Source organism: Salinibacillus xinjiangensis, assembly GCF_009649735.1.
Lineage (GTDB): Bacteria > Bacillota > Bacilli > Bacillales > Alkalibacillaceae > Salinibacillus > Salinibacillus xinjiangensis.
Genome location: NZ_WJNH01000012.1, coordinates 18195 through 30334, shown reverse-complemented (window position 1 = coordinate 30334; position 12140 = coordinate 18195). Strand labels below are relative to the sequence as shown.

Annotated in this window: 12 protein-coding genes; 4 read left to right on the top strand and 8 right to left on the bottom strand. The window is 41.3% G+C overall.

Features of this window, described 5'->3' with window-relative positions:
• Positions 1-146: 146 nt before the first annotated feature.
• The 6 genes from GH754_RS16010 to GH754_RS15985 form a co-directional block, all read right to left on the bottom strand.
• Positions 147-278: an FbpB family small basic protein gene (locus tag GH754_RS16010; protein ID WP_153729676.1), complete on the bottom strand. Its 132-nt coding sequence runs from the start codon at positions 276-278 to the stop codon at positions 147-149.
• A 299-nt stretch (positions 279-577) separates the two neighbouring features.
• Positions 578-1006 (bottom strand): DUF2383 domain-containing protein, encoded by a 429-nt coding sequence (locus tag GH754_RS16005; RefSeq protein WP_153729675.1) that lies wholly within the window; start codon positions 1004-1006, stop codon positions 578-580.
• Between the two features lie 17 nt (positions 1007-1023).
• Positions 1024-1476 carry a hypothetical protein gene (locus GH754_RS16000; RefSeq protein WP_153729674.1) on the bottom strand — a complete coding sequence of 151 codons (453 nt, stop codon included), beginning with the start codon at positions 1474-1476 and terminating at the stop codon, positions 1024-1026.
• A 1-nt stretch (position 1477) separates the two neighbouring features.
• On the bottom strand, positions 1478-2263 hold the full coding sequence (locus GH754_RS15995; RefSeq protein ID WP_153729673.1) for a hypothetical protein: 786 nt from the start codon (positions 2261-2263) through the stop codon (positions 1478-1480).
• A gap of 296 nt (positions 2264-2559) precedes the next feature.
• Entirely contained in the window at positions 2560-4062 is a 1503-nt protein-coding gene (locus tag GH754_RS15990) for a carboxylesterase/lipase family protein (RefSeq protein ID WP_153729672.1), read from the bottom strand.
• A gap of 148 nt (positions 4063-4210) precedes the next feature.
• Complete coding sequence (locus tag GH754_RS15985) at positions 4211-5647, bottom strand: potassium/proton antiporter (protein WP_153729671.1); 1437 nt, start codon at positions 5645-5647, stop codon at positions 4211-4213.
• Positions 5648-5965: 318 nt separating this feature from the next.
• Here GH754_RS15985 and GH754_RS15980 point away from each other — a divergent pair, with 318 nt between their 5' ends.
• Both GH754_RS15980 and GH754_RS15975 read left to right on the top strand, forming a co-directional pair.
• The gene (locus GH754_RS15980) at positions 5966-6286 is read left to right on the top strand and encodes a hypothetical protein (RefSeq protein WP_153729670.1); all 321 of its coding nucleotides are present in this window, start codon (positions 5966-5968) and stop codon (positions 6284-6286) included.
• 307 nt (positions 6287-6593) lie between these two features.
• Positions 6594-7088, top strand: coding sequence for a L,D-transpeptidase family protein (locus GH754_RS15975; RefSeq protein ID WP_153729669.1), 495 nt, complete (start codon positions 6594-6596; stop codon positions 7086-7088).
• A 291-nt stretch (positions 7089-7379) separates the two neighbouring features.
• Here GH754_RS15975 and GH754_RS15970 read toward each other — a convergent pair whose 3' ends face one another.
• Positions 7380-8678: an NCS2 family permease gene (locus GH754_RS15970; protein WP_153729668.1), complete on the bottom strand. Its 1299-nt coding sequence runs from the start codon at positions 8676-8678 to the stop codon at positions 7380-7382.
• Positions 8679-8949: 271 nt separating this feature from the next.
• Positions 8950-9909, bottom strand: coding sequence for an iron-hydroxamate ABC transporter substrate-binding protein (locus tag GH754_RS15965; RefSeq protein ID WP_153729667.1), 960 nt, complete (start codon positions 9907-9909; stop codon positions 8950-8952).
• A 191-nt stretch (positions 9910-10100) separates the two neighbouring features.
• Between GH754_RS15965 and GH754_RS15960 the strand changes: the two genes are divergently transcribed.
• Entirely contained in the window at positions 10101-11117 is a 1017-nt protein-coding gene (locus tag GH754_RS15960) for a FecCD family ABC transporter permease (RefSeq protein WP_153729666.1), read from the top strand.
• Entirely contained in the window at positions 11114-12130 is a 1017-nt protein-coding gene (locus GH754_RS15955) for a FecCD family ABC transporter permease (protein ID WP_153729665.1), read from the top strand. The genes GH754_RS15960 and GH754_RS15955 overlap by 4 nt, the downstream gene beginning before the upstream one ends.
• Positions 12131-12140 lie beyond the last annotated feature (10 nt).

Sequence of the window (12140 nt, the reverse complement as noted above, 5' to 3'; positions counted from 1 at the left end):
TACTCCTCTAGCAAATAATTGTCAATAACATTTTATACGTGTCAATGCTAATATAAGGTTTATTTTATTCACGAACACTCCAAACCACAAAAAAGCCTGGCACTTATAATATTGAATCCGACAAGTGAGTGCCAGGCTATCACATTCTATTTAGCTGTTAATTTAACGTATTTTTCATCTAGCCGTTTTTCGATTTTCTCCACTTCCTCCTTATCTAAAAGTAACTCCTGCTTGTTTTCCTCAATAAGGTCTTTTAATGAAAGTTTTGCTTTTTTCAACTATCCCATCTCCTTTGTTGTTTTCACCTAGTTGGTTACCTGTATAGGAAGGCATATCTTGCTTAAATTCTGATGGTAAAACAAAACAGACCCCTACCTAGTACAGGTAAAGGTCTGGCTAACAATTATCTCAATTGCCAATAAAGCCGAGAGTCGTGGTGTACTCTGTATTGACGACTTTACTGTTAAAGCTACTCCCCTTTATGTGAAAGGTATATTTTTTATTATAGTGATATTATATCCCATGTTAAAATATTCTGTCAATAAAAATAATTTTGCAAATTGTAAACGAAATCATCTTAATGTAATAGCTTTTGGAGTTGATCAGCGTAGCGTCGATTTCGATCAATGACTTCCTCGACAATTTGTTTACTTTCTGGATCTAAGTCACCTTTGACAACTTCCTCTGAGTATTCCACTCCGTATTGGTCAAACCCTTTGATAGCATCGTCAATGATTTTATGCTCATTGTCTGATAGCATGACCTTGTGCATCATGCTATGCATAGAACCTGAAAACCCTTCACTATCCGCGGGTACACCACCCAGATTTTGTATTCGCTCTGCTAGTTTTTGGGCGCTTTCCTTCGTTTCCTGCTGGATTGCTTGAAATTGCGTTTTTAACTCCTGGTCGTCCACCTTTTGGATATAATGCTCCAAGGAACGAATTCCCATATATGTACCTCTTAACAGGGTATTAAGCTCTTCGGTAATAGCTTCCTTATTCATATTTGCACCTCCTTCAACTACTCTACCTTTGCTACCCCGAGAGCAAAATGCTCCCAGAGAACCTCCTCGACCTCTCTTCCTTGTTCATTCTCACACTCTACGATCAAAATCACTTCTGACTTTTTTCCCTTAAGCAAACGAAGCTTTTTATTTTTCACTTTAAGAATAATCAAATCAATGATGAATCCAAGTATAAAGCCAAATCCCGCCCCAATCAGCCCCCAATAGATGGGGCCCCATTTCAATTCAAAGCCTTTACTTGCCGTTATAACCGAGAAAATTACAGCCAAAAACATTCCTTTATTGATCAAGGAAATGCCATCAGATCGATGAATGGTATCAAAAATTTTAGCATCCTCTGTTCGGTTATCCAGTGGCACCGCAAAAATATCATGCAGGCCCTTTTGTTCAAGCTTGCGTATGGCGAGTTCAACATAGGGTGAGTGGTCAAATGTCGCAAATACCTGCATATTACTCCACCTTAATACCTTTCTTTATTTGAAACATTTTCGATTGATAATGGGTCTTCAAGAAATGCTTTTGTTCCGCATCGTATAGGTTATTGTTTTCCACCACATTCATATAGGAATCAAAAATGGTAAAGAAATAAAAGGATGGCATATATAGGATCCACTGTTTACTTAAAACCTCCGTCGACTTTTCTATATTACCTAATATCAAATAATGGCCAGCCTCTAAAATGTGTGAAAAATGTACTAAAATGACCGTCACTATTAAAGTGAAAAAAGCCGCAATGACACGATGGATATAAAGCTGACCAACACTAGGGATGGTCATCGCCCAAAATACGGCAATAGCTGGATTTCGCTTATCCAGGTAATTAATCTCAAAAGGTCTAATGGTAAATGACTTTACGGTAGGAGCTCCTTTTTCGTTTAAAAGATAAAGTTTATTTAAATCAACCGTAGATCGATAACTGTCCCAAATAGCAAACAAATAAACTGGAATATACATGTGCATATACCGCACGTTTAACACAGCCTGCGCTGTATCAATGTCGCCCATAAACGTGTACACCATGGCCAAATTTAAGTTTGTATTGTGATTAATGAAAAACTCCCAAATGACTAAAACAAAACCACGAATGTATTTCGATAATAAAAGATGCCCAAATCCTGGGAAAGCTATGGACCAACAAGCAATAATGTAGGGATTTCGCAGGTGGATTTGAGTCGTGCCAAAAGCACTTAAATGAGCTAGTTTTGACCCTCTTGGTCTTTGATTTGACTGATTCATTCTGACACTCCTGGTTGAAGACCATTACAATTGGTATTTTCTACAGATGTGGCGGTTTCATTCATGAGGGGGGTGGTTTAAGAATTAAAAAGCTGTTCATGCGGTGAGTTGCATGAACAGCCTGAGTTCAGCATTTTCACACTGAAGTTTAGCATATAAAAGGTCAAGTCTAGTTTAATTGGATGGAACTTTAGCAAAAACCTGGAAATCTATAGTATTTCAGACATTCTTCAGCATCTCTACTGACTCTTTAGCTTTTCGGAACCCATCTTCAGCATCCCCCACGCCCCTCCAATTTACAAATTCGCTCCCTGATTCAACGCAGTCATCACTTCAGTCCATTTCACCCGATCATCCCCATGAGGATCACTCTCAACCTTGCTCTCGGTATGAATCAACATTGTCTTACGTTTATCTGTATCATAGGCAGGCCACTCTGGCATCCCTTCAGCCCGTGGTTCCCCATTTTTCACAAAGGAAATCCATGCCGCCTGCATTTGATCAGCAACGCGTTGGCGTTCAGGACCATCTCCAGTTAAATGCTCTGCATAATCGAGAGTATTCCAAACAAACGGAAGCTCTAGTGCGTGACACGCTTGCAGTCCGCCATTGAAGACAGGACTTTGCCAGTCAAAGCGGTACATCCAAATAGGAGTATCGTGCTTTAGCTGAGACTCCGCCAGTCTAATGGCAGGTTCACTGAAGACTTGCATCGTCATGAGGCGGTCATATAGCCCGTGGGTCAAGCCTTCCCTTTCATCAACAAATTTCTCAGCAAGCTTTGGCCAACTGTCACGGAAGGTTTGTTGAAAAATAGCTTGCTTAGTTGATTCATCTGGATCCTTCCACATCGGCTCAAAAAAGGAAAATAGTCGCCATTCATCTTTATTTGTTCCAATCAAAACAGGGATATCCTTCGCCGCGCCTTCTGCTAATGCTTCACTGGGATGCTTGGGTATGGATACCCCATCCACGACTGGACCTAAGCTCATCATCGGGACAAGCTCTGACGCTTCAAGTAAATCCTCAATTGGAATGTCATAGAGTTTGGATAATTGGTTAGGTTCAACGTTTAGTGCACTTAGCATTTTGTTCGCCACTTCTGTAGCTTTGGCCGTGCTCAGCACATTGTTGGCGGCACCACTTTGTAAAATTGCTTGCTGAAACAGACCTTTTGCAGCAGGCATCGCTAATAATGCTCCAATGCTCATAGCCCCCGCTGATTCCCCGAAAACAGTCACACGGTTCGGGTCACCGCCAAATGCTTCGATGTTCTCCTGTACCCATTCGAGAGCGGCAATTTGATCAAGCAACCCGCAATTTCCGGAGGTTGTATACTCCTCCCCACCAATTTCACCTAAATGGAGAAAGCCCATGATACCTAAACGATAATTGAGCGTCACGACCACGACATCATCCCTCTCCACAAAGGTCGCACCATTATACCAGCTACTCGACCCTGAGCCAGATAGAAATGCACCGCCATGAATCCAGACCATTACTGGACGTTTTTTCTCACCCTTTCCTCTTGACCAAATATTGAGGGACAAGCAATCCTCCGATACCTTATCCATCTCATTTCCTAAAAACTGCATGACCTCACGCACAGGTTGAGAGGCAACTGGGCCAAATTTCGTTGCATCCCGAATTCCTTCCCACCTATTAGGCTTTTCAGGTGGCTGAAAACGTAGGTGTCCCACTGGTGGCTTTGCGTATGGAATCCCTTTCCAAGCATAAATTCCATTAGCCTCTTCACCCTCCACTTTTCCATAAGCGGTTTCAATAATTGTATTCGCCATTCCTTTTCCCCTTCCGAATATTGGATTTCCGCAAATAACTTGGTTGTCTTTATTACTATATTCGGAAAGGGTATCCATTTTCCTTTATTTTCTAAAACAAAAAGGCGCCATTGGAAAATTCCAATAACGCCTTTTTTGCTCCAAACGATTACACCCCAAGCAGTACCTTCTTCGCCTTCCTACGATGTTCCTTCTCGCTTAGTACATATAGGGTATCCCCTTTTTCAATCACAGACGATCCGGTCGGAGTCAATAATTTTCGATCGCGCGTGATGCCGATGATTAAGGTGTCTTCAGGTAATTCTAAATTTACTAAAGTCATGCCAATTGCTGGAGAATCTTTGGGCATGGTAACCTTCATAATTTCTGAGTCTGTGTTTCCTAGGTTGATTAATTCGATACTTGTCAGGCCATTGTCATCATCACCTGTTAGGTTCAGCTTTTCCGCCAGCCACGTCAATGTACTTCCTTGGATTAAAGCAGAAAATAACACAACGAAAAAGACTGTGTTGAATATTAGACTGTGATTTTCTAAATCGGCCATGGTAGGATAGGTAGCCAATACGATTGGAACGGCTCCTTTTAGTCCAGCCCATGAGATAAACAGCTTTTGTTTTACATTAAATTTCATAAACGATGTGCTGATAAATACAGCAATGGGACGGGCTACGAACATTAAGATGAGCGCAATGAGAATGCCTTCCCAGACTACTGATGTCAATTCCTTAGGAAAGACGAGGAGTCCGAGCAGGGTAAACATGACAATTTGCATCATCAGCGCGAAACCTTCGTTGAACCGTAAAATGGAGAAACGGTAGGTTAAATCGCTGTTCCCAACAAACACCGCCATAACATAAACAGCGAGCAACCCACTACCGCCAAAAAAATCTGCTGTCGCGTAAGTAAAAACAGCTGCTCCCATGGCAAGCACAGGGTATAGACCGGAAATATCAAGCTTAATGTTGTTTATTAGTCCAACTGTAGCCTTCCCTAGGACTAAACCTAGACCAAGTCCTAGTCCCATTTGTAAAAATAGGTTTCCAATAGCTCCCCAAATCGACATGTCAGGAATTTGGGTTAATTCAATTAAGGTAATTGTCAAAAAAACCGCCATCGGGTCGTTGGAGCCAGACTCCGCTTCAAGTGTTGCTGTGAGTCGCTTATTGAAGTTTTTATTTCCCAGTACGGAAAAGACAGCAGCCGCGTCCGTTGATCCGACAATGGCTCCTAAAAGCAGCCCCTCTAGCAAGGAAAAATCCAAAATGTGCATGGCTGCAACGCCCGTTCCCAAGGTGGTCAAAAACACGCCAAGAGTCGCGAGCGATATGGCTGGACCTAAAACAGGGCGAATTCTACCCCATTTCGTCTGTGTACCCCCTTCAAACAGGATAATAATCAAGGCCAAAATCCCGATGAATTGGGTGAGTTCAACATTGTCAAAATAGATAAATTGGTTGAGGAGCATCCCCGCAATTAAGAAAAGAATTAAGGAAGGTAGCCCTAATCGAGAAGAGAACTTCGTAGCTAATACACCAATGATCAGCATCACTGAGAGTAAAAATAATAATGGACCAATAATTCCCATGAAAACAATCCTTCCATGTTGTCGTGTTTCTATTATTTTTGTTACCTATCAATATTGGATAGGAATACTTGTCTTTGTTAATTTATGAACATTTTTTATTCTTATTAATATTATGTGATACTACTATTATAGCGATTTATAAATGTTTTAGCACTTCATAACCCTTCAACTGTAGGGTTTTTGTTAATAGAAACTTAGACAGGACTATTCATGTTTAAAAAGTAATATTGATTTGTTAAGATATTTTTTATTGATAAGGTTTTAATCATTTTATTTGTGGCATAAAATTGATTAAGGTCATAAAGGTGTGTGATATTCATGTATAGATTGTTAGCCATGGCTACCATTTTCCTGATTAGTTTCATTTTGTCAATCTATGTACATGATCATAGCCTAAGTAAACCAGCTGATGATAATTTACTATTACATCAAGGTGTAACTGATTCACTCCAATTTGAAGATAGCGAAAAATTAAAATTCACTTTAGGAAAACCTGCTTTAACCCTTCAGTTAATTACTATTCATGATAAGCTGCTCTACACTTCCTTAACATATGTACCTAGTGAGAAAAGATGGGTGACACCGATATTTTATCAGTCGAATTATGTGATTCCTTCTCCTATGAAAATGAATATTTAGTTCTCTTTCATAAGGAGGGTATCCAAATGCTATTTTAGAATCATTATGATTGCGTTTTTTTCTTTAACGGATGTATCTTTTTTCACGTACCAAGGAATGGAAATCTTTACAGCTTTTTTGGATTATTTCTAACAGAAGCAGTAAGTCCGCTTAACGTATATCCATACAAAAATCCCTCTCTGTATCAAAGGTGCAGGAGGGATTTTTCTACGTTCATAAACCACTTCCCCCAACAACTTTACACATCGTAAAAAACAGGCACTAGTCGCTCCTCTAGCCATACCTATATCTTAAGGAGGTGTTAACATTGATTCATACAATCAAGACAGGGGAAACACTGTCACAAATCTCTCAGGACTATCGAAAACCACTCGCGGAAATTATAGCTGCCAACCCTGGAATCAATCCCAATGTCATTTACCCTGGTCAAACCATCGTCATTCCAGGATTTCCAGATCCAAATACCCTTCCCTATCAAATAGATGTTTCCGTTAATAATAGACGACTTCAGTTGTTACGAAATGGGGGGTTGCAGAAGGAATATCCCATTGCAGTGGGACGAATGTTGCATGGGACGCCTGTAGGAGATTTTATCATTATTAATAAAGCCCCCAATCCTGGTGGGCCATTTGGAACGATGTGGATGAGCTTATCGAAGGAGCACTATGGAATTCACGGCACGAATAACCCAAGCTCCATTGGGAAGGCGGTCTCGAGGGGTTGTATTCGTATGTATAATCATGATGTTGAGGAGTTAGCGAGTATGATACCGATTGGCACTAGGGTTACGATTCATCCTTAGTATTTGCGCAAAACTGAGTTGACGCAATAAGGTGCAAGTAAATGGGGATTGTTCTTTTTATTCATAAATTGACTCTTTTTTCTTTTCATGAAACTTGCTTTTCGTTAGCAAATTTTATTGAACCTAGTATGAAATGAATTGCTTATCTGAGCGCTCGATTGCCACTCACGAGGACGTTTTGAAAAGAAAATCTAAAAATTGCTTTCATAAAATCGTGATTGCCTTAAAAAGATACTTTGACGATGCAAGAAAGGGGGAGTAGTCAGCAAACCACTCCCCCTAAACTTTCTATTAACCTACCACATGAAAGACAAAATTAACAAGGAATAATGCCGCGATAATATAAAGCGCAAATGACACTTCCTTTGCCTTTCCGATGGATATTTTTAAAATTGGATATAAAATAAAACCAATTGCAATCCCATCAGCAATGCTGTAAGTGAACGGAATGAGCGCAATAATGATGAAGGCTGGGAAGCTCTCACTCATATCCTTCAAATCCAGGTTACGGATATTTTGAAGCATTAAGCTCCCGATGATGATCAAAATTGGCGCAATCGCACTATTTGGGATTAGCTTAATCACCGGAATAAAAAAGATGGAAAGCAAAAATAACAGCCCTGTTGTGATTGTGGTTAAACCTGTACGACCACCTGCTGTCATGCTTGCTGTACTTTCCACGGTTGATACGGTAGGACTCGTGCCGAAAATTCCTGAGAGGAGCGCCGAAATCGAGCTCGCCTGGAATGCGCGTGAAAATTGTTCTGGTCTTTTAATAAAGTTCACATGCCCATGAACTAAGCCAATATTTTCAAAAACTAAGACCATCGTAAGTGAAAACACTGCAACCCAAAACGTCATGGAGAATATACTTTCAAATGACATAGCCCCAAATACTTCTAAATAATCCGAACTAGCTAGCTGCTGCTCTCCTCCAGTTGGAGACTCTATCAATCCAAACGCCCACGCAATCATCGTTCCGGCCACAACCGTAATCAATAGATTTCCTGGAACATTACGGAGGAAAAGAATGATTGCAATCAGAAAGGTGAGAACTGTGGCCAGAACATGTGGGTCCCCAAGATCTCCGAGCGCAATAATTGAGTTGGTTCCCTTTTCCACTATGCCGCCCTTTTCAAGTCCAATTAACATTAAAAATAAGCCAAGGCCAACTGTAATGGCTTCCTTCAATGATTGGGGAATGGATTCACTTAAGGTTTTGGCAAAACGTGAAAAAGCGAGCGCCGCAAAAATCAAGCCGGAAACAAAAACGACCGCCAAGGCCTCCTGCCATGTCAACCCCATCGATTCAACCATTGTATAGGCGAACAGCGCGTTAATCCCCATACCTGGAACTAAAATAATTGGAACATTTGCCCAAAATCCCATAATCAAACAGCCTACAAACGATATTAAAATCGTTGCCAGAATCGCCGCTTCAAGTGGAATTCCTGCCTCAGATAAAATGAGTGAGTTAACGGCAATAATGTAAACAATCGTGAAAAAACCAATCATCCCAGCAAAAACTTCTCTCTTCAACGTCGTTCCATTCGTGTCGAGCTGAAAAAATTGATTGAACCATTTATTCATTTTTAACGACCTTCTATTAATATCCCTCTCCCTACCCGCTCATCCCTGATTACAGGGGAGCCATGAAAACTTATTATAACAAGGAGGAGTCCTAGATATCAATAGAAGATATAGGTAACTAATCCAAGAGAGCCGGATCCATTTTAATACGGAAAGCTCTTTTTATAGGTTTCATTATAAGATAATATTCCCATCCCCTCCCCAAACACCCTAGCAAATCAGCCTACAAAAAAAACGCCGCAACCATAATAGTTGCGACGCCTCACCTAATTTACTTCACTAAAAACTCCAATAAATCATCAATCGTCTTCTCAGCAGCAATTAAACCTTTATTTGTCCAGTTACTAGGGTCGTTCAACACATACACTTGATCATTTTCTGCTGCAGGTGTGCTTTGCCAAACGGAGCTGTTTTCTAAGGTTTCAATCCCTTGTTCACCTTCAGATGCCAACAAGAATACGTGATCAGCTTTTAATTCAGAAAGTTTTTCTAGGGAGATCGGATTCCACTGGGCTTCTACATCACCACTTAAGCTTTGCACCAGCTCAGGCGCTTGAACACCTAATTCAGAATAAAGCACTTCTGCACTGTGGCGATTTTCTTCAAATAGGAAGAATTGGTTGCCAGTTGCCCAAATCGCTGCGACTGTTTCATTGCCAATGGCATTGTTTATTTCCTCTTTTGCACTTTTTACTTTTTCATTGTATTGGTTCATCACTTGCTCAGCCTTGTCTTCCTTGCCAAGGATTTTGCCGAACACTTCGATTTGTTTACGCCAGTCATTCGTAACTTCTTCTTTCATCACATAGGTTGGCGCAATTTTTTTATAGTCTTCATAGGTTCCTTCGTAGCTGTCGAGCCCGTGCTCTAGGATGATTAAGTCTGGACTATGATTTAGCACTTGTTCAAGCGGCATGTTCCATTCGATTTTCGGAACGTCCTTTAAATCCTCTTCCAAATAGTCCTGTATACTTTCCCCAATCGCCCACTTGGCAACTGGCGTAACACCTAACGCCACTAATGCATCCTCATGGTACGGAGCCATGATCGCCTCGGCATCCGTCGGAAGGGTCACTTCACCCTGTTGACTGTCCAGTGTGACCTCTATGTTTTGTTCGTCACTATTGTCTGCAGACTCAGAACCAGAATCTTCATTTTCTCCACCGCAGGCAGCTAATAACAGAATCAAAGCTAATAATCCAATGGTTAAAAAATATCTACAAATTCTCATTATGTATGCCCCCTATATATGCTATACTAACTATTGACAATGGTAATGATAATCATTTTCATCTAATTTGTCAATTGCTTTTCAACAATTGCGACATGTTAGGAAAAACTTTATAATTAAGGAAGTTTTCCTATGACCCATATGGAATCAGTCATACATAAATAGAAATTCATTTAGGAGCAGGAGAAAGCATGCTATCTTTTATACACAGATCAACAACGTTAAAAATCATTGTAAATATCGTCACACTCATCATCCTACTGTTTGCGATTGGCCTCTCGGTTGCTTTTGGTGCCGTTGAGATTCAACTATCAACAGTGTGGCAAGCCATTGTGAATTTTGATCAAAATCTGACCTCCCACCAGGTCATTCAGGAGCTGCGGTTGCCCCGAGCGATTGCAGCAGCATTAGTCGGAGCGTTCTTGGCGGTTTCAGGTGCGATTATGCAAGGCATGACCCGAAATCCGCTGGCTTCCCCATCCATCATGGGGGTTACACATGGTGCAGCATTCGCACTCGTGATTGTGCTAGCTTTTTTTCCCGCTGCTACGAATTTTGGACAGACGGTTGCCTCGTTTGTCGGTGCGGGTGTTGCGGTTGTTCTCGTTTTTATGGTGGGTTCTTTTTCCGCAAGTGGTCTCACCCCTGCGAAGTTAGCTTTAGCTGGTGTGGCCATTGGAACAATGCTTAGTTCCTTATCCAATATACTAGCGTTGCATTTTCAACTCGAAAAACAACTCGGATTCTGGCTAGCTGGTGGATTAGCTGGTACGAATTGGACTTCGATTCAGGTTTTACTGATATCCGGAGCGATTGGAATGGTAATTGCCCTTATGATTGCCCATTCCATTACCGTTTTAAACTTAGGCGAAGACGTTGCAGCAGGTCTTGGCCAAAACAGCTTTTTAGTTAAAGTTCTTGGCATCATATCTGTTTTAATTTTAACCGGAGCAGCCGTATCTGTTGCAGGTGTCATTGGGTTTCTTGGACTTATTGTTCCCCATTTGACCCGCTTTATTGTAGGGACAAACTATCGTTGGATCATCCCCTCCTCTGCCTTGTTTGGTGCGCTTTTACTCGTACTATCAGATGTGGTATCACGACTCATCAATGCCCCATTTGAGACACCAGTTGGGGCCGTCACATCGCTGATTGGAGTTCCATTCTTCTTGTATCTGGCACGTGGTAGTGGGGGTGAAAAATCATGAATACTGAACATAAAAAGAGACCTAGCCGTTTTGTAGGAATTATTCTAGTACTTATATTATTGATTATCGTCATGTTCTTTGTGACCCTAAGTACGGGCGTGATCAACATCTCTCCGATGGAAGTCATCAAAACGCTGATGAATCAGGGAACAGACAAACAAGAACTTGTACTATTTGACTTTCGCTTACCTGGCATTGTTTTGGCCATTCTCATTGGCGCCATGCTGTCTGTGTCCGGGGTTATTTTACAAGGAGTCACCCAGAACGATTTAGCTGACCCTGGAATTCTCGGAATCAATACAGGAGCAGGTCTTGCGGTTGTGTTATTTATATTCTTTTTTCAAGACACGTTCAATTCAACTGCATCTATTTTCATGATGCCTTTATTTGCATTGGTCGGTGCGTTGTTTGCGGCTATTTTAATTTATTCAATTGCCTGGAAAAAAGGCATTAATCCGATTCGGCTCGTCCTTGTTGGGATTGGGGTCAATGCCGGATTTAGCGCCGCTTTAATTATTTTTCAGCTGAAAATGAACCCACAGGACTTCCGCCAAGCGACCGTCTGGCTGTCTGGGGACATCTGGAATGCTAGCTGGATGTTTGTGCTTGCGTTATTGCCGTGGTTGTTCATTCTCATTCCTTATGCACTTCACAAATCAAACGCCCTAAATGTCATCACATTAGGCGATGAAGTGGCAGCAGGCTTAGGATCAAAGGTTGAAAAAGAGCGACGAATTCTACTCATTATTGCGGTTGCCTTAGCTGGAGCAAGTGTGGCTGCGGGTGGTGCGATAGCCTTTTTAGGACTCGTCGTGCCACATATTACGCGGAAAATTATTGGGCCCTTGCACCAATACGTCATCCCGATTTCAACATTAACCGGTGCTTTACTCTTGATGGTTGCAGACACCATCGGAAAAAATCTGCTAACGCCAACTCAGATTCCAGTTGGCATTGTCGTTTCTATTTTAAGTGCACCCTATTTTGTCTATCTATTAATGAAAACCAAGTAAACCAAGGAGG

What these genes read in the sequence shown, in the direction of transcription:
- GH754_RS16005 (WP_153729675.1), bottom strand. Translation starts at nt 1,006, where the DNA reads ATGAATAAGGAAGCTATTACCGAAGAGCTTAATACCCTGTTAAGAGGT.
- GH754_RS16000 (WP_153729674.1), bottom strand. Translation starts at nt 1,476, where the DNA reads ATGCAGGTATTTGCGACATTTGACCACTCACCCTATGTTGAACTCGCC.
- GH754_RS15995 (WP_153729673.1), bottom strand. Translation starts at nt 2,263, where the DNA reads ATGAATCAGTCAAATCAAAGACCAAGAGGGTCAAAACTAGCTCATTTA.
- GH754_RS15990 (WP_153729672.1), bottom strand. Translation starts at nt 4,062, where the DNA reads ATGGCGAATACAATTATTGAAACCGCTTATGGAAAAGTGGAGGGTGAA.
- GH754_RS15985 (WP_153729671.1), bottom strand. Translation starts at nt 5,647, where the DNA reads ATGGGAATTATTGGTCCATTATTATTTTTACTCTCAGTGATGCTGATC.
- GH754_RS15980 (WP_153729670.1), top strand. Translation starts at nt 5,966, where the DNA reads ATGTATAGATTGTTAGCCATGGCTACCATTTTCCTGATTAGTTTCATT.
- GH754_RS15970 (WP_153729668.1), bottom strand. Translation starts at nt 8,678, where the DNA reads ATGAATAAATGGTTCAATCAATTTTTTCAGCTCGACACGAATGGAACG.
- GH754_RS15965 (WP_153729667.1), bottom strand. Translation starts at nt 9,909, where the DNA reads ATGAGAATTTGTAGATATTTTTTAACCATTGGATTATTAGCTTTGATT.
- GH754_RS15960 (WP_153729666.1), top strand. Translation starts at nt 10,101, where the DNA reads ATGCTATCTTTTATACACAGATCAACAACGTTAAAAATCATTGTAAAT.
- GH754_RS15955 (WP_153729665.1), top strand. Translation starts at nt 11,114, where the DNA reads ATGAATACTGAACATAAAAAGAGACCTAGCCGTTTTGTAGGAATTATT.